17 protein-coding genes are annotated in these 20,051 nt (G+C 70.9%); 5 read left to right on the top strand and 12 right to left on the bottom strand.

What is annotated here, in order from left to right; translation table 11 throughout:
* Nucleotides 1-95: 95 nt before the first annotated feature.
* The gene (gene ygiD, locus ABKA19_RS15160) at nt 96-974 is read left to right on the top strand and encodes a 4,5-DOPA-extradiol-dioxygenase (protein ID WP_353689607.1); all 879 of its coding nucleotides are present in this window, start codon (nt 96-98) and stop codon (nt 972-974) included.
* A gap of 25 nt (nt 975-999) precedes the next feature.
* Here ygiD and purD read toward each other — a convergent pair whose 3' ends face one another.
* The 12 genes from purD to cutA form a co-directional block, all read right to left on the bottom strand.
* Complete coding sequence (gene purD / locus ABKA19_RS15155) at nt 1,000-2,289, bottom strand: phosphoribosylamine--glycine ligase (RefSeq protein WP_353689606.1); 1,290 nt, start codon at nt 2,287-2,289, stop codon at nt 1,000-1,002.
* Between the two features lie 88 nt (nt 2,290-2,377).
* Complete coding sequence (locus ABKA19_RS15150; protein WP_353689605.1) at nt 2,378-2,884, bottom strand: GNAT family N-acetyltransferase; 507 nt, start codon at nt 2,882-2,884, stop codon at nt 2,378-2,380.
* Nucleotides 2,885-3,064: 180 nt separating this feature from the next.
* On the bottom strand, nt 3,065-4,648 hold the full coding sequence (gene purH / locus ABKA19_RS15145; RefSeq protein WP_353689604.1) for a bifunctional phosphoribosylaminoimidazolecarboxamide formyltransferase/IMP cyclohydrolase: 1,584 nt from the start codon (nt 4,646-4,648) through the stop codon (nt 3,065-3,067).
* A 139-nt stretch (nt 4,649-4,787) separates the two neighbouring features.
* Nucleotides 4,788-5,063 carry a DNA-binding transcriptional regulator Fis gene (gene fis / locus ABKA19_RS15140; RefSeq protein WP_353689603.1) on the bottom strand — a complete coding sequence of 92 codons (276 nt, stop codon included), beginning with the start codon at nt 5,061-5,063 and terminating at the stop codon, nt 4,788-4,790.
* A gap of 96 nt (nt 5,064-5,159) precedes the next feature.
* Nucleotides 5,160-5,933 (bottom strand): DUF3426 domain-containing protein, encoded by a 774-nt coding sequence (locus ABKA19_RS15135; RefSeq protein WP_353689602.1) that lies wholly within the window; start codon nt 5,931-5,933, stop codon nt 5,160-5,162.
* A gap of 51 nt (nt 5,934-5,984) precedes the next feature.
* Nucleotides 5,985-6,902: a 50S ribosomal protein L11 methyltransferase gene (prmA, locus tag ABKA19_RS15130; RefSeq protein ID WP_353689685.1), complete on the bottom strand. Its 918-nt coding sequence runs from the start codon at nt 6,900-6,902 to the stop codon at nt 5,985-5,987.
* Nucleotides 6,903-7,574: 672 nt separating this feature from the next.
* Nucleotides 7,575-8,942 (bottom strand): acetyl-CoA carboxylase biotin carboxylase subunit, encoded by a 1,368-nt coding sequence (accC, locus tag ABKA19_RS15125; protein WP_353689601.1) that lies wholly within the window; start codon nt 8,940-8,942, stop codon nt 7,575-7,577.
* Nucleotides 8,943-9,031: 89 nt separating this feature from the next.
* A complete protein-coding gene (gene accB, locus ABKA19_RS15120) occupies nt 9,032-9,520 on the bottom strand; it encodes an acetyl-CoA carboxylase biotin carboxyl carrier protein (RefSeq protein ID WP_162377877.1) in 489 nt (162 codons plus the stop codon).
* A gap of 57 nt (nt 9,521-9,577) precedes the next feature.
* Nucleotides 9,578-10,018 (bottom strand): type II 3-dehydroquinate dehydratase, encoded by a 441-nt coding sequence (gene aroQ / locus ABKA19_RS15115; protein WP_162377876.1) that lies wholly within the window; start codon nt 10,016-10,018, stop codon nt 9,578-9,580.
* A gap of 140 nt (nt 10,019-10,158) precedes the next feature.
* Nucleotides 10,159-10,752 carry a TlpA family protein disulfide reductase gene (locus ABKA19_RS15110; protein ID WP_353689600.1) on the bottom strand — a complete coding sequence of 198 codons (594 nt, stop codon included), beginning with the start codon at nt 10,750-10,752 and terminating at the stop codon, nt 10,159-10,161.
* On the bottom strand, nt 10,749-13,073 hold the full coding sequence (locus tag ABKA19_RS15105; protein WP_353689599.1) for a protein-disulfide reductase DsbD family protein: 2,325 nt from the start codon (nt 13,071-13,073) through the stop codon (nt 10,749-10,751). The genes ABKA19_RS15110 and ABKA19_RS15105 overlap by 4 nt, the downstream gene beginning before the upstream one ends.
* A 10-nt stretch (nt 13,074-13,083) precedes the next feature.
* Nucleotides 13,084-13,401 (bottom strand): divalent-cation tolerance protein CutA, encoded by a 318-nt coding sequence (cutA, locus tag ABKA19_RS15100; protein WP_353689598.1) that lies wholly within the window; start codon nt 13,399-13,401, stop codon nt 13,084-13,086.
* Nucleotides 13,402-13,726: 325 nt separating this feature from the next.
* Here cutA and groES point away from each other — a divergent pair, with 325 nt between their 5' ends.
* The 4 genes from groES (at nt 13,727) to ABKA19_RS15080 (ending at nt 19,806) form a co-directional block, all read left to right on the top strand.
* On the top strand, nt 13,727-14,017 hold the full coding sequence (gene groES, locus ABKA19_RS15095) for a co-chaperone GroES (protein WP_052631102.1): 291 nt from the start codon (nt 13,727-13,729) through the stop codon (nt 14,015-14,017).
* Nucleotides 14,018-14,073: 56 nt separating this feature from the next.
* Nucleotides 14,074-15,714, top strand: coding sequence for a chaperonin GroEL (gene groL / locus ABKA19_RS15090; RefSeq protein WP_353689597.1), 1,641 nt, complete (start codon nt 14,074-14,076; stop codon nt 15,712-15,714).
* A gap of 635 nt (nt 15,715-16,349) precedes the next feature.
* On the top strand, nt 16,350-17,426 hold the full coding sequence (locus tag ABKA19_RS15085; RefSeq protein ID WP_353689596.1) for a 3-deoxy-7-phosphoheptulonate synthase: 1,077 nt from the start codon (nt 16,350-16,352) through the stop codon (nt 17,424-17,426).
* Between the two features lie 139 nt (nt 17,427-17,565).
* Nucleotides 17,566-19,806, top strand: a complete 2,241-nt coding sequence (locus ABKA19_RS15080; protein ID WP_353689595.1) for an AsmA family protein — start codon at nt 17,566-17,568, stop codon at nt 19,804-19,806.
* Nucleotides 19,807-20,051: the final 245 nt, after the last annotated feature.

The raw sequence follows: 20,051 nt of genomic DNA, 5'->3' as shown, positions 1-20,051 counted from the left end.
GCGCGGCCGGACTGGCACGGTGCGTTGCGCCGCGCATGCGTCCCGCGGCCGCGCGTTTGGCTAGAGTGGTGGCCCCCATGCGTCGCGAGGTTCCCATGAGCATTCCGACCACGGTCGCAGCGCGGCCGATGCCGGCCGCGTTCCTCGGCCACGGCAGCCCGATGAACGCGCTGGAGCGCAACCGCTTCACCGAGGCCTGGCGCGCCTTCGGCGCGGCGGTGCCGCGGCCGCGCGCGATCCTGGCCGTGTCGGCGCACTGGTACGTCAACGCCACGGCGGTGACGGCGATGGCGCGGCCGCGCACCATCCACGACTTCTACGGTTTCCCGCAGGCGCTGTTCGACGTGCAGTACCCGGCGCCGGGCCTGCCGGACCTGGTGGACGAGGTCGCCGACGCGGTCAGTCCCGACCATGTCGGCGCCGATGTCGACGGCTGGGGCATCGACCATGGCACCTGGTCGGTCCTGGTGCATGCCTTCCCCGAGGCCGACATCCCCGTGGTGCAGCTGTCGATCGACGCGCGCAAGCCGCCGGAGTGGCACCTGGCGCTTGGCGCGAAGCTGGCCGCGCTGCGCGAGCGTGGGGTCCTGGTGGTCGGCAGCGGCAACGTCGTGCACAACCTGCGCGCGATCGACTGGCAGCAGCCCGACGGCGCGTTCGACTGGGCCCGCCGCTTCGACGAGCATGCGCGCCAGCTGATGCTCGAGCGGCCGCACGACGTGCCCTCGCTGGGCTCGCACCCGGACTTCCGCCTGGCGGTGCCCACGCCGGACCATTTCCTGCCGTTGCTGTACGTGGCGGGTCTGTCCGCGGCGGCCGGGCGGGCCGCCGAGGTGCTGGTCGACGGGTACGCGTACGGCTCGCTGTCGATGACCGCCTACACGCTCGACGCGCGCTGCCCGGAAACCGCTGCCGATGCCCCCGGCGCCGCGCCGCTGGCCACGGGCCTGCCTCCCGAGGACGCCAACGTCTGAATGCCTGCGTGGCGGGCGCCGCGGCTCAGCCGCGCTCGCGCTCGATCGCGCGCCAGCCGATGTCGTTGCGGTGGAATTCGTTGGCCCAGTGGATCGCGTCGACGCCCGCGTAGGCGCGCCGCTGCGCGTCGCCCACCGAGTCGCCCAGCGCGGCCACGCACAGCACCCGGCCACCGGCGCTGACCACGTTGCCGGACGCGTCCAGCGCGGTGCCGGCATGGAAAACCTTGGCCCCCGCCGGAACGGCGTTCAGCCCGTTGATCACGTCGCCGGTGACTGGCGTTTCCGGATAGGGCCGCGCCGCCATCACCACGCCCAGCGAGGGGCGCGGATCCCATTGCGCCCGGGCTTCGTGCAGGCGGCCATCGATCGCCGCCTCCACCAGTTCGACCAGGTCCGACTGCAGGCGCAGCATCACCGGCTGGGTTTCCGGATCGCCGAAGCGCACGTTGAACTCGATCACCTTGGGCGCCCCGGAGGCGTCGATCATCAGGCCCGCGTAGAGGAAGCCGGTGAACGCGACGCCATCGGCGATCATGCCTTGGACGGTCGGTTCGACCACCTCGCGCATCACCCGCGCGTGCACCTCGGGCGTGACCACCGGCGCGGGCGAGTAGGCACCCATGCCGCCGGTGTTGGGGCCGGTGTCGCCGTCACCGACACGCTTGTGGTCCTGGCTGGTGGCCATCGGCAGGGCGGTGCGGCCGTCGACCATGGAGATGAAGCTGGCTTCCTCGCCCTCCAGGAACTCCTCGATCACCACGCGTGCGCCGGCGTCGCCGAAGGCGTTGCCGGAGAGCATGTCGCGCACCGCGTCCTCGGCTTCCTCCAGGGTCATGGCCACGATCACGCCCTTGCCGGCGGCCAGGCCGTCGGCCTTGACCACGATCGGCGCGCCCTTGGAGCGGATGTAGGCGAGCGCGGCGTCGACATCGGTGTGCACCGCGTAGAACGCGGTCGGGATGCCGTGGCGGGCGAGGAAATCCTTGGCGAAGGCCTTGCTGCCTTCCAGCTGCGCGGCCGCCGCGGTGGGCCCGAAGATGCGCAGGCCGGCGGCGCGGAAGCGGTCGACCACGCCGGCCACCAGCGGCACCTCCGGACCGACCACGGTCAGGCTGACGCCTTCGTCCCGGGCGAGCGCCAGCAGTCCCTCGATGTCGGTGACCTTGACCGCCACGTTGCGGCAGCGCGCCTCGGTGGCGGTGCCCGCGTTGCCCGGCGCGACGATCACTTCGGTCACCCGCGGCGACTGGGCGAGCTTCCACGCCAGCGCGTGCTCGCGGCCACCGGATCCGATCACGAGGACTTTGGACATGCGGGCGGGCTCGATGGCTGGGGAGGGAGCGCGATTCTACCGTGCCCGCCCGTGCCGCCCAGCCGCCGCGGCGCGGCCGTCGATCGTTTCAGTCGTACTCGTGGTGGCCGAACGCCGCGTGCAGCACCACCTCGCCGGCCGAACCGGCGTCGGTGAACCGCAGCGCCTGGAAGGCGCCGTCCGGTGCGGCGGGCAGGGTCAGCAACGGGTCGGGCCGGAAACCGAAGCGCGCGTAGTACGCGGGATCGCCCAGCACGACGCAGCCATTGGCCTCGCGCTCCTCGAGGATGCGCAGGCCGGCGCGCACCAGCGCGGCGCCGATGCCATGGCCCTGGTCGGCGGGGTCGACCGCGATCGGGCCGAGCACGTACCAGCGATCGCCATCGCGCGAGGGCCGCGCCGGCGAGAAGGCGACATGGCCGGCGATGCGGCCGTCGATGTCGGCCACCAGCGACACGGCCAGCGCGTGATCGGCGCGCAGCGTGTCGACGGTACGGCTTTCCAGCTTGCCTTCGCCGGGATAGCCGGCGAAGGCCTTGCGCACGAGGTCGTGTATCGCATCGACGTCGTCGGGGCCTTCCTCGCGGATCCACATGGCGCCGCCTCCCTGGATGGACAGGCAGCCAGCCTAGCCGGTCCGGCGTCAAGGCGCGTTATGCGCCCGGCGGACGGGCACGCCATGCGCGCGGAATCGCTGGCCGAGCGCCGGGCCGGCGTTGCCGCCGCCAGCGCGCCGAAGATGACCCCGCGTCGCGACCGTGCGGCGCTCGCCGCCTCAGTGGCGGAAGTGGCGCACGCCGGTAAACACCATGGCGATCCCGTGCTCGTCGGCCGCGGCGACCACCTCGGCGTCGCGCATCGAGCCGCCCGGCTGGATCACCGCCTTGATCCCGGCCGCGGCCGCCGCATCGATGCCGTCGCGGAACGGGAAGAACGCATCGGAGGCCATCACCGAGCCCTCCACCACCAGGTCGGCGTCGGCCGCCTTGATCCCGGCGATGCGCGCCGAATACACGCGGCTCATCTGGCCGGCGCCCACGCCAATGGTGCGCAGGTCCCTGGCATAGACGATCGCATTGGACTTGACGAACTTGGCCACCCGCCAGGCGAACAGCAGGTCGCCCAGTTGCGCGTCGGTCGGAGCGAGCTTCGTCACCACCTTCAGTTCGCCGGCGCTCATGCCGCGGTTGTCCGAGGACTGCAGCAGCAGTCCGGAGCCGACGCGCTTGGAGTCGTAGTTGTTCAGGCCGGCGCCGTGGGGGATGCGCAGCACGCGCACGTTGGCCTTCTTCTTCGCGTAATCCAGCGCGCCTTCCTCGTAGTCCGGCGCGATCAGCACCTCGACGAACTGGCGGTCCAGGATCGCCTTGGCGGTGGCCGCGTCGAGCGTGCGGTTGAACGCCAGGATGCCGCCGAACGCCGAGGTCGGGTCGGTGGCGTAGGCCAGCTCGTAGGCCTGGCCCACGTCGGCGGCCACGGCCACGCCGCACGGGTTGGCGTGCTTGACGATCACGCAGGCCGGCACGTCGAACTGGCGCACGCATTCCCAGGCCGCGTCGCTGTCGGCCAGGTTGTTGTAGCTCAGTTCCTTGCCCTGCAGCTGGGTGAAGGTGGCCAGCGTGCCGGGCACCGGGTACAGGTCGCGGTAGAAGGCGCCGGACTGGTGCGGGTTCTCGCCGTAGCGCAGGTCCATGACCTTGACGAAGGTGGAGTTCATCTGCGCCGGATACTCGGCGCGCACCGGCACCTGCGCGGCGGTGTCGGTCACTGCCGACAGGTAGTTGCTGATCGCCGCGTCGTACTGGGCGACGCGGTTGAACGCGGCCACCGACATCGCGAAGCGGGTCGCCGCCGACAGCGCGCCGTCGTTGCCCTGCAGTTCGGCCAGCAATGCCGGGTACTGGCCTGGCGAGGTGGCCACGGCGACGCGGGCGAAGTTCTTGGCCGCCGAGCGCAGCATCGCCGGGCCGCCGATGTCGATGTTCTCCACCGCATCGGCCAGCGTGCAGTCGGCCTTGGCGGTCACCGATTCGAACGGGTACAGGTTCAGCACCAGCAGGTCGATCGCGCCGATGCCGTGCTGGGCCATCACCGCCTCGTCCACGCCGGCGCGCCCGAGCAGGCCGCCGTGCACCAGCGGGTGCAGGGTCTTGACCCGCCCGTCCATCATTTCCGGGAAGCCGGTGACGTCGGCCACGTCCTTCACCGCCAGGCCGGCTTCCCGCAGCGCGCGCGCGGTGCCGCCCGTGGAGAGCAGTTCGACGCCAAGCGCGGCCAGGGCGCGGGCCAGCTCAAGCAGGCCGGTCTTGTCGGAAACGGACAGCAATGCCCGGCGGACGGGCAGGAAATCGGCGGTCATGGGGGAGGGGGCAGCGGAACGGGGCCGGTATTGTACCGGGCCGGATCGCTCCGCTCCGCTGGATATGGCTACCGTCGGGGCCGGGGTTGCCTGGCCGGACCGGAATCGCCGGCGGGACCCCAGCCGGGCAAGCCCGGCTCTACGCCAGGCCGTAGTCCTTGAGCTTCTTGCGCAGAGTGGCGCGATGGATTCCCAGCAGCGCCGCGGCGCGGCTCTGGTTGCCTTCGCAGTGGTTGAGCACTTCCACGAACAGCGGGATCTCCATCTCGCGCAGCACGATCTCGTAGACGTCGTTCGCGTCGACGCCATCCAGGTCGCGCAGGTAGCGGCGGACCGACTGGGCCACGTGCTCGCGCAACGGCGGACGGGAAGCGGTGCGGCCGGTATCGGCGCGGGCGGTGGCGTTCTGCTGCACGGGAGTTCCGGGAAAGTGCGGGCCGCTTCGAAGCGGGCAGGGGAGTCTAGCGCGGGATTCCCCCCGCTGCCATTGGCCGGCCGCGCCCGTGCGTGTTCAGCGGAACTCGAACGAGAAGGCGACCGTGCCTGGCGACGGTTCCTGCACCAGAAAGGTGACTTGCGCACTCTGTCCGGGCGACAGCAACGTACCCGGCTCGGCGCCAAGGTAATCGCCGGGGGCGAACACGTGGCTGCCGAGCACCCGCCCGTCCGCATCTGACAGGGCCAGCTGCAACGCTGGCCAGGCTTGCGGCCAACGCGCATCGTTGCGGAAGGTCGCGTCCACGCGCAGCGCTCCGGGACGCCCGGCTTCGGGCCGCACCTTGCGGTCGAGCATGGTGAACGCGGTCGGCTCGTGCCAGGCCGGCAACTCGCAGCCCAGCGCGTCGCAGAGCGTTCCGACAAGCGGACGCCAGCGCGGGTCGGCGGCAAGGTTGGCGCGGTCGGCCAACAGGACCTGCAAGGCGAGCAGCAGCGCGAGCAGGGCGACCAGCGGCCACTGCCAGCGTTCCCAGCCCCGGCGGTGCAGTCGTCCTGCGAAACCGGTGCCGGCTGGAGGCGCGGGCGCCGTAGGGTTGGCCTGCGCTTCGATCGCGATCGATGCCTCGCCGGGCACCGCATCGGCGTCCCGGCCGGATCCGGGCATCGGCGCATCGACGGGCGCGGCGCTGTCCTGCGCCTGTCCGTCCAGTGGCCCCTCGCTGGCGCCAGGTGTCGTGTCGATGTCCTCCTGCAACGGCCGGCCGCAGCGCGGACATTGCGCAGGCAGCGGCCGCGACTGCGGGTGGTAGGCGACCAGGAACTGGCAGTGCGGGCAGGGGAAGAACATGCGGCTATTCAAGCATGTCGACGCTGCTTCCCGCACCCGTTTGCCAGCAGGTCAGCGGCGGACGCCGTCGATCCGTACCCAGTCACCGTCGACGGCGACCTGCAGGTCGTCGAACCAGGCGGCGTAGCGCTGCAGCAGCTCCGGCTCCTGGCCTTGCAGGATGCCCGACAGGGCGATGCGCCCGCCGGGAGCCACGCGTGCGGCCAGCACTTCGGCCAGCGCGTCCAGCGCGGTGGCCAGGATGTTGGCCACCACCACGGGGTATGTCGAAGCCGGCTCGTCCTGCGGCAGGTATACGGCCAGGCGCGCGTCGACCGCGTTGCGCTGCGCGTTGTCGTGGGTGGCGAGCAGCGCCTGCGGGTCGTTGTCCACGCCGACCGCGGCCGCGGCCCCGAGCTTCAGCGCGGCCAGGGCGAGGATGCCCGAGCCGCAGCCGAAGTCGAGCATGCGCGCATCGCGCAGCAGGCCATCGCCGGCCAGCGCATCGAGCCAGCGCAGGCACAGGGCGGTGGTCGGATGGGTCCCCGAGCCGAATGCCAGGCCCGGGTCGAGCCTCACCACTGCCGCGCCGGGGACGTCGGCCTCCGCCGGCAGTTCATGGTTCCAGGGCACGATCCAGGTGCGATCGCCGAAGCGCATCGGCTGGAACTGGTCCAGCCAGGCGCGCTCCCAGTCCTCGTCCTCGACCTTGCGGAAGCCGGCACTGGCCCAGTCCAGCCCGGGGTCGAACGCCTCCAGCGCCGCCAGCAGGGCCAGCGCGTCGGTGTCGGCGTCGAACAGCGCGGTCAGCACCAGCGATTTCCAGATCGGGGTTTCGCCCACGCCCGGTTCGAGGATCGCGCGCTCGTTGGGCGTGTCGGCGTCGGCGTCGAGCAGGGTCACCGACAGCGCGCCGACGTCCTCCAGCGCGCGCTCGTAGCGCGGCTGCTCGGCCTCGGTGCTGCGCAGGCTCAGTTCCAGGTAGGGCATGTCGGCGGTGGCGCGTGGGGCGGACGCCGATTGTCTCACGCGGCCCACCCGCCGATCTGCTGTAGGAGCCCATCCTCATGGGCGACACGGGCGCCTGGAGCGCGGGCGGCGTCGCTTGTGCCCGCGGCGTCGGGTCGCCGATGAATCGGCTCCTACAGAGGGCCGCCATGTCGGCATTTGTGTAGGAGCCCATCCTCATGGGCGACACGGGCGCCTGGATCGCGGGCGGCGTCGCCTGTGCCTGCGGCGTCGGGTCGCCGATGAATCGGCTCCTACCCAGGGCCGCCGTGTCGGCATTTGTGTAGGAGCCCATCTCATGGGCGACACGGGCGCCTGGATCGCGGGCGGCATCGCCTGTGCCCGCGGCGTCGGGTCGCCGATGAATCGGCTCCTACCCAGGGCCGCCATGTCGGCATTTGTGTAGGAGCCCATCCTCATGGGCGACACGGGCGCCTGGAGCGCGGGCGGCGTCGCCTGTGCCTGCGGCGTCGGGTCGCCGATGAATCGGCTCCTACCCAGGGCCGCCATGTCGGCATTTGTGTAGGAGCCCATCCTCATGGGCGACACGGGCGCCTGGATCGCGGGCGGCATCGCCTGTGCCCGCGGCCTCGGGTCGCCGATGAATCGGCTCCTACAACAGCGTACGCGGGGAGCTGGTCCCCGCTACACCGCTCAGCCCAGCGCGATCGACTTGTTCTTGCGCTCGGCCAGGCGCTTTTCCAGGTAGTGGATGTTCTGGCCGCCGGCCTGGAACCCCTGGTCGCGCATGATCCGCTGCTGCAGCGGGATGTTGGTCTTGATCCCGTCCACGACCATCTCGCTCAGCGCCACGCGCATGCGCGCGATCGCGGTGGCGCGGTCGGGCGCGTGCACGATCAGCTTGCCGACCATCGAGTCGTAGTTCGGCGGCACGCGGTAACCCTCGTAGATATGGGTGTCCACGCGCACGCCCGGACCGCCCGGGGCATGGAAGTGCTGGATCAGGCCGGGGCTGGGGATGAAGGTCTCCGGGTCCTCGGCGTTGATCCGGCATTCGATCGCGTGGCCTTCCAGGACGACGTCCTCCTGCCGGATCGACAGCTTGTTGCCGGCGGCGATGCGCAGCTGCTCGGCGACCAGGTCGATGCCGGTGACCATCTCGGTGACCGGATGCTCGACCTGGATGCGGGTGTTCATCTCGATGAAGTAGAAGCGCCCGTCCTCGTACAGGAACTCGAACGTGCCCGCGCCGCGGTAGCCGATGCGGATGCAGGCTTCCACGCAGACCTTGCCGATCTGCGCGCGCTGTTCGGTGGTGATGCCCGGCGCTGGCGCTTCCTCGACCACCTTCTGGTGGCGGCGCTGCATCGAGCAGTCGCGCTCGCCCAGGTGGATGGCGTTGCCCTGGCCGTCGGCCAGCACCTGGATCTCCACGTGGCGCGGATTCTCCAGGAACTTCTCCATGTAGACCTCGCCATTGCCGAACGCGGCCTTGGCTTCGGTCTTGGTCGTGGTGATGGCGTTGGCCAGCGCGGCTTCCGAATGGACCACGCGCATGCCGCGACCACCGCCGCCGCCAGCGGCCTTGATGATCACCGGGTAGCCGATCTCGCGGGCGATCTTGGTGTTGGCGACGATGTCCTCGCCCAGCGGGCCGCCCGAACCGGGCACGCACGGCACGCCGGCGGCCTTCATCGCGCGGATCGCCTCGACCTTGTCGCCCATCAGGCGGATCGTGTCGGCCTTGGGGCCGATGAAGATGAAGCCGGACTGCTCCACCCGCTCGGCGAAGTCGGCGTTCTCGGACAGGAAGCCGTAGCCGGGGTGGATGGCCTGCGCGTCGGTGACCTCGGCGGCAGCAATTATCGAGGCCATGTTGAGGTAGCTGTCGGCCGAGGGCGCAGGGCCGATACAGACCGACTCGTCGGCCATGGCTACGTGCTTGAGGTTGCGGTCCACCGTGGAATGCACGGCTACGGTGCGGATGCCCATGGCGTGGCAGGCGCGCAGGATCCGCAGGGCGATCTCGCCACGGTTGGCGATGACGACTTTATCGAGCATGTTCGTTTCCCAGTTCGTTCTTCCAGCCGCCGGCCAGCAGGCCGGTGGGCGTTCGCGGGCTCGGCGCCGTTGGCGCGCGAACGTCCCGCTTACCCGATCACGAACAGCGGCTGGTCGAACTCGATCGGCTGGCCGCTTTCGCACAGGATCGCGACCACCGTGCCGGCGACGTCGGCCTCGATCGGGTTGAACATCTTCATCGCCTCGATGATGCCCAGGGTCTCGCCAGCCTTGACCTGCTGCCCGACGGTGACGAAGGCCGGCTTGTCCGGCGCCGGCGCGGCGTAGTAGGTGCCGACCATCGGTGCGCGCACGACATGGCCCGGCGGCAGGTCGGCGCCGGCCTTGGCGGTGCCGCCGGTGGCCGATTCGGTGGGCGAGCTCATCGGCATCGGCGCGGCGGCAGGCGCGGCGGCCGCCGGCGAGCGCACTTCCAGCGCGGCGGCCGGGGCGGCCACGGCCACGCCGGTCGGGATGCGCGACAGGCGCACGCTCTCCTCGCCCTCCTTGATCTCGATCTCGGCGAGGTTGGATTCTTCGAGCAGGTCGATGAGCTTCTTGATCTTGCGCAGGTCCATGGTGGCCTCTGTGGTGGGAGCGCCGCGCCGGGGGCGCGCGGTTTACAGGGGGAAACGTCAGCCGGTCAGCCGCGCCAGCGCGGCATCGAGGGCGTAGCGGTAGCTGTCGGCGCCGAACCCGCAGACCACGCCGACCGCCTTGTCGCTGAAGTAGCTGTGCTGGCGGAACGGTTCGCGGGCGTGCGGGTTGGACAGGTGGATCTCGATGAACGGGATCGCCACCGCCGCCAGCGCGTCGCGCAGGGCGACCGAGGTATGGGTGAAGGCGGCGGGGTTGATCAGGATGAAGGCGGTGCCGTCGCCGCGGGCGGCCTGGACCCGGTCGACCAGGGCGTGCTCGGCGTTGGACTGGAACGACTCCAGCACATGGCCGGCCGCGGCGGCCTGTGCGCTGAGGCCGGCATCGATGTCGGCCAGCGTCGTGCGCCCGTAGACCTCCGGCTCGCGGCTGCCGAGCAGGTTGAGGTTGGGGCCGTGCAGGACCAGCAGTCGGGCCATCGGGGTTGCGGGACCGGAAAGGGCGGCAGTCTGCGCGAAGGCGCCATTACTGTCCAGTTCGGCGAAGTTAAGCGCGTTTCAAGCGAATGATTGAATCCGGGTGAACTGCGGACGGGTGCGCACTCCGCGTGCGCAGGCCGTCAATGCACCGCCCAGTCCGCGACCTCGCCCTCGGCGAACGGACCCAGCTTCTGCTTCCGCACCCGCCCCTGGGCGTCGACCAGGACGGTGTACGGCAGCAGGCCACGGGTGTTGCCGAGCCAGACGCTGGCATCGGCCGGTCCCGGTGTTTCCAGCAGGATCGGATAGTCCACCGGCACCCGCGCCAGGAAGCCGCGCACGCCCTCGGGCGTGTCCAGGGCCAGCCCCACCACCTGCACCCCATCCGCAGGCTGGGAGCGGGCGAAGCGCTGCAGCTCCGGCATCTCCTCCACGCAGGGTCCGCACCAGCTGGCCCAGACATTCACCAGCAGCGGCCGGCCCGGCGCGATCGAGGCCAGATCGACGGCGTTGCCGTCCAGGTCGGGCAGCCGGATCGGCGGCAGCGGGTCGCCCGGACGTGCCGGATGTACCCCGGCGGGCGGGGCCGGCGCGCTGGCGTTGGCGGCCGCCTGCAAGGCGCGCTGCCCCGCTTCGCTGTCCTGCAGCGGGCTGCGGCCGTGCCACAGGCCGGCCACCAGGCCGAGCGCGGCGGCCGCGGCGGCGACCACCAGCAGGAGGCGCCCGGGCGTCATCGCGCCGCGGCGCGCAGCAGCGCGTCTTCGACGATGGCCGGGGTCAGCACGGGCGGCAGGACCGCCGGGGGCGCGCCGGGTCCGTAGACCACGTACAGCGGCACGCCGACCGCGTGGTGCTGTTCGAGGAACGCGCTGATCGCCGGGTCGGTGTTGGTCCAGTCGCCGCGCATGTAGACCGCCTGCGTGCGCTCGAGCAGGCCATGGAAGGCGTCGCTGGAAAGCACGTTGCGTTCGTTGGCCTTGCAGGTGACGCACCAGTCGGCGGTCATGTTGACGAACACCACGCGGTTGCCGGCGCGCAGGCGGTCGAGCGCGTCGGCGGAGTAGGCGACGACGCCGTCGGTCGGCGCCGCGGCGGCCGCCGGGGCGATCCGGGTCACGCCCCACACCGGCGCCAGGGCGAGCAGCGCCAGCGCCGCGGCCAGCGCGGTACCGGCCCGGCGCCCCTGCCAGCGGCTGCGCTCGAACCACCACAACGCCAGTGCCAGCAAGGTCGCCCCTGCCAGCACCAGCGCGATCGCATCCGCGCCGCGCTGGCGGCCCAGGATCCACAGCAGCCAGATCGCGGTCAGGTACATCGGGAAGGCGAGCAGCTGCTTGAGCGTCTCCATCCACGCGCCAGGCTGCGGCAGGCGGCGGGCCAGCGCGGGCACGAAGCCGATCAGCAGGAACGGCAGCGCCAGGCCCAGGCCCAGGGCCAGGAAGACCAGCATCCCGGTCCATGCCGGTGCGGCGAAGGCGTAGGCCAGCGCCGGACCCATGAACGGCGCGATGCAGGGGCTGGCGACGACGCAGGCCAGCACCCCGGTGAGGAAGTCGCCGGCCGGTCCGCTGCGCGTCGCCGCCAGTCCGCCGCCGATCCCGCCACCGAGGGTGAACACGCCCGACAGGCTCAGGCCGACGGCGAACATCAGGTAGGCCAGCGCGGCCACGAACCAGGGCTGCTGCAGCTGGAATCCCCAGCCGGCCGCCTGTCCGGCCGCGCGCAGGCCGACCACCAGCGCGCCTACCGCGGCGAAGGCGACCAGCACGCCGGCCGTGTACCAGAGGGCGTGGCGGCGCGCGCGGTGCGCGCTCTCGCCGCTCTGCGCCAGGCCCAGCGCCTTGAGCGAGAGGATCGGCAGCACGCACGGCATCAGGTTCAGGACCAGGCCGCCGAGCAGGGCCAGCAGCAGGATCCCGGCCAGGCGCGGCGCCTGGACCGGCGGCGGTGCGCGCGTGCGTTGCGCGTTGCCGGCGGATGCATCCGTCGACGGGCCGGCCGCTGCCTCGCCTGCGGTGGCCGCGACCGGCTCGCCTTCGCCGGCTTGCGCGGCCGTCGCCACCTCAGGCGCTTCGGCGGGGGCAACGGGACCGGCCTGCACCGGCACCAGCGCGGCGGCATCGATCCGTCCGGCCGGAAGGTCGACCGGCAGGCGGCGCGTCATCGGCGGGTAGCAGATGCCATCGGTCTGGCATCCCTGGAAAGTCGCCACCAGGGTGGCCTGGGCCGGGTCGGCATGGGCCCGCCGCACGGGCACCTGGACCTCGACCGGGTCGAAGAACACCACCACTTCGCCGAAGTGTTCGTCGTGGTGGCGCGTGCCTTCGGGCCAGCGCGGCGCCTGCGCCGCCAGGCCCGGATCCCCCTCCAGCACGAACCGGCTGCGGTCGCGGTAGAGGTAGTAGCCAGGGGCCGGTTGCATCCGCACCAGGATCCGGTTGCCACCGTCGGCGATCGCCTCCACGACAAAGGCTTGGGCGTCGGGCAGCGGCACCTGGCCGGGCAAGGCCAGACCGCGTGGCGCACCGGCGGCGGTGCCGCCGAAAGCGGCCAGGCCGGGCAGGCCCGACGGCGTCCCCTGCGCCCGGCCGGTGGATGCGGCCGCGGGCAGCGCCACCTGCAGGCGCCGCGTCTGCGGCGGGTAGCAGATACCCACGTCGGCGCAGCCCTGGTACTTGACCTCCAGCTGCACCGGGCCGTCGCCCAGCGCCTTGCCGTCGAGCGTGGCGACCAGCTCGCGGCGGTAGGTCTCCACCGGGCCGAAGAACTCGTCGGTGTGGCGGGTGCCGTCGGGCAGGCGCAGGGTGCCGCCGCTGAAGCCGCCGCTGGCGGTGACCGCGGTCCGGTGCCGGTACAGGTAATAGCCGTCGGCGATCTTCCAGCGCAGGTCGATGCGGTCGCGCGAGGGGGCGCTGGCGGTGAGGACGAAGGCCTCGTCGACCGGCAGCAGGTCGTCCTGGTCGATCGCGGCGGCGGGCAGCGCCGCCAACAGCACGGGAGCGGCCAGCAGGCAGTGGAGCAGGGCCGGGATCAGGCGACGGAACGTGGATGGCATGGGGCGGGGTTCACTCGCGGGTGGCATCGGCCACCCAGTCCAGGTAGGCGGGCAGGCCGGCGGCGGCTTCGACCGCCACGATCTCGGGGAGTTCATAGGGATGCAGCTCGCGCAGCCGGCTGACCAGGGCCGGCGTGCGGTCGGCCGCGGTCTTGGCCAGCAGCAGGACCTCGTCGGCCTGCTCGATGGCGCCCTGCCAGCGGTATACCGAGCGCATCGGCGGCAGCAGGCTCACGCACGCGGCCAGCCGGGCCTCGACCAGGGTGGCGGCCAGGCGCTGGGCGGTGTCGGAGTCGGGGCAGCTGCAGAACACGAGGTGGACCGGCATGGCGGAAGTGTACCGGGCCGGGCGCGCGGGGCTCGCCCCCGGGCGCCCGGCTTGCCGGCAACGCTGGGCCGTGGGCGCAGGCGACGCGCGCGGACTTCCCACGCCCCGGCCGGGTCCTCCACGGGAGCCGGCGTCGCCCCGGACCCGTCCGGGAGAAACCTCGCCGGGCGGCCCTTGAAAGCCCGGCGTCCGCGCCCCATCTGCCCTTTCATCCCGGTCCCCGATCCGGGTTTTCTGCGCCCGCGGTGCTGGCAGTCGCAACAGGCGAGTGCTAGAGTTACCGCCCTTTTTCCAACCCAGTCAATCACTTGAGAGGGATTGAAACATGAGCAACATCAAGCCGCTGTACGACCGCGTCGTCATCAAGCGCACCGAGGAAGAGAAGGTCTCCGCCGGTGGCATCGTGATCCCGGATTCGGCCACCGAGAAGCCGATCAAGGGCCAGGTCGTCGCCGTGGGCGAGGGCAAGGTGTTCGACAACGGCAACGTGCGCGCGCCGAAGGTCAAGGTCGGCGACCAGGTGCTGTTCGGCAAGTACGCCGGCACCGAGGTCAAGCTCGACGGCACCGAATACCTGGTGGTGAAGGAAGACGACATCTTCGCCGTGCTGGGCTGAGCCCGCCGCTTCGCCGCATCCCAAACCCGCAATCACAGAACTGAGGTAATTCCGCAATGGCTGCCAAGGATATTCGTTTCGGTGAAGACGCCCGCGCCCGCATGGTCCGCGGCGTGAACGTGCTCGCCAACGCCGTCAAGGCGACCCTGGGCCCGAAGGGCCGCAACGTCGTGCTCGAGAAGAGCTTCGGCGCCCCGACGATCACCAAGGACGGCGTGTCCGTCGCCAAGGAGATCGAGCTGGCCGACAAGTTCGAGAACATGGGCGCGCAGATGGTCAAGGAAGTCGCTTCCAAGACCTCCGACAACGCCGGCGACGGCACCACCACCGCCACCGTGCTGGCCCAGGCTTTCATCCGCGAGGGCATGAAGGCCGTGGCCGCCGGCATGAACCCGATGGACCTCAAGCGCGGCATCGACAAGGCCGTCGTGGCCGCCGTCGCCGAACTGAAGAACCTGTCCAAGCCGACCGCCGACGACAACGCGATCGCCCAGGTCGGCACGATCTCGGCGAACTCCGACGAGTCGATCGGCAACATCATCGCCGAGGCGATGAAGAAGGTCGGCAAGGAAGGCGTGATCACCGTCGAGGAAGGCTCGGGCCTGGACAACGAGCTGGACGTGGTCGAGGGCATGCAGTTCGACCGCGGCTACCTGTCGCCGTACTTCATCAACAACCAGCAGTCGCAGAGCGCCGACCTGGATGACCCGTTCATCCTGCTGCACGACAAGAAGATCTCCAACGTGCGCGACCTGCTGCCCGTCCTCGAGGGCGTGGCCAAGGCCGGCAAGCCGCTGCTGATCGTCGCCGAGGAAGTCGAGGGCGAGGCCCTGGCGACCCTGGTGGTCAACACCATCCGCGGCATCGTCAAGGTCGTGGCCGTGAAGGCCCCGGGCTTCGGCGACCGCCGCAAGGCGATGCTGGAAGACATGGCCACCCTGACCGGCGGTACCGTGATCTCCGAGGAAGTCGGCCTGCAGCTGGAAAAGGCCACGATCAAGGACCTGGGCCGCGCCAAGAAGGTGCAGGTCTCCAAGGAGAACACCACCATCATCGACGGCGCCGGCGACACCGCCGCCATCGAGTCGCGCATCAAGCAGATCAAGGCGCAGATCGAGGAGACCTCCTCGGACTACGACCGCGAGAAGCTGCAGGAGCGCGTGGCCAAGCTGGCCGGCGGCGTGGCCGTGATCAAGGTCGGCGCAGCCACCGAGGTGGAGATGAAGGAGAAGAAGGCGCGCGTCGAAGACGCCCTGCACGCGACCCGTGCGGCGGTGGAAGAAGGCGTGGTCCCGGGCGGCGGCGTCGCCCTGCTGCGTGCCAAGGCGGCGATCGAAGGCCTGAAGGGCATCAACGAAGACCAGAACCACGGCATCCAGATCGCCCTGCGCGCGATGGAAGCGCCGCTGCGCGAGATCGTCACCAACGCCGGCGAAGAGCCGTCGGTGATCGTGAACCAGGTCAAGGCCGGTTCGGGCAACTTCGGCTACAACGCCGCCAACGGCCAGTTCGGCGACATGGTGCAGTTCGGCATCCTGGACCCGACCAAGGTCACCCGCACCGCGCTGCAGAACGCCGCTTCGATCGCGGGCCTGATGATCACCACCGAAGCGATGGTGGCCGAGGCCCCGAAGAAGGACGAGCCGGCGATGCCGGGCGCCGGTGGCATGGGCGGCATGGGCGGCATGGATTTCTGATCCGCTCCGCCTCTGTTGCAAGCACCACGGAAAACCCCGCCGCCTGGCGGGGTTTTTCTTTGCCTCTCCCCACGGTTGCGGGACGTTGCTGGCCCGAGTGGCCGATGCGCATCCGTTGCCGGGCCGGATCGAAATTTGTTGGGGGGCGATCTAGCTTCGGACGGGGCCGCCGTCCTGCCGCCATGGGGGTCGTCGCTCGCGCCGGCGTCCTGCCTCTCATTACCCTCTGCTTCCTCCGTGGCCATATGCACCTGAAGCCACGCTCTGCGGCGGCCCCTTCCGGAGCCGCGCTTCAGCCAAGCACGCCCGAAGTTGGAAGTCAGAAGCCTCGGTGGCCGACGCCCCGCATTAGAAGGCCGCTTCTTCTACGCGCAGACGCTCGCACGCACCCCGGCCACGTTGCCGCTGAAACGGTTGCGCGCCCCGGAACCGGCTGTTATCAATGGCGCCGTGAACACGCAGCGCGCCCGCTTTTACTTCTGGTATTACTTTCCGAAGCCACTGGCGGAGGAAGGGGTACGCGCGTTCTGAGTTGATCCGAAGAACACATCCCCTGAAAGCCGCCAGAGATCCTGGCGGCTTTTTTGTCGCCAGCCTCCGGCGGGAAGCGAACACGATCCCAGGAGTTTCCCCCCATGGCCCCCCATACCGACGACCTGCGCATCCGCCGCATCGATGCACTGGTTCCACCCGCCCAGCTGATCGCAGAACTGCCGTGCTCGGAGACCGCCTCCGAAACGGTGGACGGCTCGCGCCGGGCGCTGCACCGCATCCTCCATGGCCAGGACGACCGCCTGGCGGTGGTGATCGGCCCATGTTCGATCCACGATCCGGACGCCGCGCTCGATTACGCACGCCGCCTGCGCCCGCTGCGCGACGCGCTGGCCGGCGAACTGGAGGTCGTGATGCGCGTGTACTTCGAGAAGCCACGCACCACGGTGGGATGGAAGGGCCTGATCAACGACCCCGACCTGGACGGCAGCTTCAACATCAACAAGGGATTGCGCGTGGCGCGCGGGCTGCTGGAGCAGATCAACGAGCTCGGCCTGCCGGCAGGCGTGGAGTTCCTCGACGTGATCTCGCCGCAGTACATCGCCGACCTGGTGGCGTGGGGTGCGATCGGCGCGCGCACCACCGAGAGCCAGGTGCACCGCGAGCTGGCGTCGGGCCTGTCCTGCCCGGTCGGATTCAAGAACGGCACCACCGGCGACGTGAAGATCGCCGCCGATGCGGTCGGCGCGGCCTCGCATCCGCACCACTTCCTCTCGGTGACCAAGGCCGGCGGCACGGCGATCGTGGCCACCCGCGGCAATCCGGACAGCCACGTCATCCTGCGCGGCGGCAAGGCCCCCAACTACGACGCCGCCAGCGTGCAGGCGGCCAGCGACGTGCTGGTCAAGGCCGGGATCGCGCCGCGGATCATGATCGATGCCAGCCACGCTAACAGCGGCAAGAACCCGGACAACCAGCCGGCCGTGGTGGACGACATTGCCGCCCAGGTCGGTGGTGGTGACGGGCGCATCATCGGGGTGATGGTGGAAAGCCACCTGGTCGGTGGCCGCCAGGAACTGGTCGACGGCCGCGCGCTCGTCTACGGGCAGAGCATCACCGACGGCTGCCTGGACTGGGAACGTTCGGTGCAGGTGCTCGAGCGCCTGGCCGCGGCGGTGCGCGTGCGCCGCATGCAGGCCGCAGCCGAGGTGGCGGCCTGATCGCTGCCTGGTTGCGGCGCGACGGCAGCCGGCGGTCCGGGTCGCCACCGGGCGGCGCGCCGGGCGCTTCCACGCAGGTGCGCGTCGCCCGCATTCGCGGTAGCGTGCGCTGGCCCCGGCTGCAGGAAGGTCGTCGACCATGGAAGCACGCACGCGGACGTTCGATTCGGTAAGCGGCGCGATCCGGCGAGGGTGGGCCGGCTGGCTGGATTTCTGGCGCGGCCGGCCGCGCTGGCTGCGACGCACGTTGTGGACGCTGCTGGTCGCCTACGGCGCGTACCTGCTGCTGGGCAACCTGTTCCTCAACACCCCGGTCGGCCCCTGGACGGCAAACCGCCAGCCGGAAAAGTTCCAGGCGCAGTGGGGCCGGGCATTCACCCTCTATCCGGGCCATGTCGTCGCGCGCGACGTGCGCCTGCAGGGCCAGGTCCGGCAGATCTACTGGGACGTCCAGGCGCAGCGGATGCGCGGCCGGCTGGCGTTGTGGCCGCTGCTGCGCAAGGAGATCCGCGTACCCGAGGTGGTCGCCTCGGGCGTCACCGGCGGTGCGCGCCATGTGGAGCGCAACCGCGAGCCGCCACCACCACGCCCGGGCGGCTGGACCCTGCTGTTCGACCGGATCGCCGCCGACCACGTCCTGCGCGGCCATTTCGATGAACTGGTGCTGGAAGGCGATGGCCAGGCGGTGTTCGGCTTCTCCAAGCAGCTGCGCGGCGGACCGATGCAGATCCTGCCCTCGTCGCTGCATTTCGACAGTGCGCGCCTGCTGGCCGACGGCGACCCGCTGCTGGACCGCATCCGGGTCGACGGCAGCTTCGCGATCAAGCGCCATACCCGCGCCCAGGCGCCCGGGATGCGCAAGCTGCTGCTCACCGACGGCAGCGTGTCGATCGACGGCGAGGGCTCCTCGCTGCGCGGCTACTTCGATCCGCAGGGGCGTTTCCATGTCGCCACCACGCCCGGTGGCGGCCAGCTGCATGCGCGCCTGGAAATGCGCGATGGCGTGCTGCAGCCGGGCGGAACGCTGAGCTGGACCGCACCGATGCGGGGCGTCGGCATCACCGGTGCACCGCTGGGCGGCCAGCTGCAGGTGCAGGCCAGCGTCGACGACGACATTGCGCTGCGCCTGCAGGTGCCCCAGCGCGACGGTGGCGTCCTCGACGTCGACGCGGAGATGCGCCTGCAGGGCCGCGAGCTCCCGACCCAGGGCGGATTGCCCGCCGTCCTGCCGCGCGCCTCGGGACACGTCGTCGGCCACTGGCGCTTCCCGTCGCTGGCCTGGGTGACCACGATGTTCAACGCGCCGGACTGGCTGCAACTGGACGGCTCGGGCGACCTGGTCGCCGACCTGCGGCTGGACCAGGGCCGGCCGGCCCCGGGCAGCCACGTGGAGCTGCCGCAGGTGGCGGTGACGGCGGTGGTCATGGACAACCACATCAGCGGCCAGGGGCGGGTGCGTGCCGACCTGGTCGCCCAAGGCGACGGTCCGCTGCAGACCCGCCTGGCGGTGCAGCTGGACGGGTACTCGATCGCCGGCGCCGCCGGTACCGGGGCGCCCTATGCGAAGGGCGACGACCTGCAGCTCGACCTCACCATCGAAGGCCGGCCGATGCAGGGCGGGGCCATGGGTGCGACCAGCGCGCACCTGCGCTTCACCGACGCGCAGGTGCCGGACCTGCGCGTCTACAACCGCTTCCTGTCCGAGCAGATGCGGATCGATGGCGGCAGCGGCACTGCCAGCGCCGACCTGCGGCTGGACGGCGTCGGCAACATCGGCCACGGCACGGTGGGCGTGGAGGGCCATGCAGCGCGCATGTCGATGGGTGGACGGCAGCTCAAGGGCGACGTGGCGCTCGACGCGCAACTGCGGCGCGCCGACCTGGCCCAACGCGAGTTCGTCCTCGACGGCAGCCAGGTGCGGCTGCGCAACGTGAGCTTCAAGTCCGCGGACGGGCAGGCGCGGCAGGGCTGGTGGGCCAATGTCGACCTGCCTAGCGCGCGGATCGACCTGGCCGCGCCGGACTCGGTGTCCGGCAAGGTCAAGGTGCAGGCGCGCGACGTCGGTTTCCTGCTTGACCTGTTCGGCAGCGGGCAGGGGTATCCGCGCTGGATGGACCGGCTGGTCGACTCGGGCCAGGTCCAGGCGCGCGCGCAGGTGCGGTGGCAGGGCGACACCCTGGTCCTGGACAGCGTGCATGCCAGCAACGACCGCTACGAAGTGCAGGCGCGCCTGCGCCTGGCCGATGGCCAACGCCAGGGCCAACTGCTCGCGCGAATGGGCCTGCTGTCGGCGGGTGTCGACCTGCGGAACGGACAGCGCGACATGCACCTGGTCCGCGCCCAGGAGTGGTTCAACGCCCAGCCGGCCATGCTGCGCTAGAGCGACTGGTATCGGTGGCACCGGTGTCATCCCGTCGGTTATCCGTATTCAGTTTTGGCCGGAAAAAAGCGGGAAATTGAACCTCCCGGTGCTGTTTTGCAGTGCAGCGTGCAAAGCGCCTAACGGCTCCTTCACGATGGCCCCGCATCCCGACGTGGGGGAGGGAGCAGGCCCGCTGGCAGTTCGCTGCAAGCGGGCTTTTTTATTGCCTGGCGCCTGTGGGGCGCACATGCGCAGGGTGGCGT

This window comes from Pseudoxanthomonas sp. Soil82, from assembly GCF_040446535.1.
Taxonomy (GTDB): domain Bacteria; phylum Pseudomonadota; class Gammaproteobacteria; order Xanthomonadales; family Xanthomonadaceae; genus Pseudoxanthomonas; species Pseudoxanthomonas kaohsiungensis.
The sequence above is the reverse complement of the archived record's forward strand: the minus strand, read 5'-3'. Positions and strand labels throughout refer to the sequence as shown.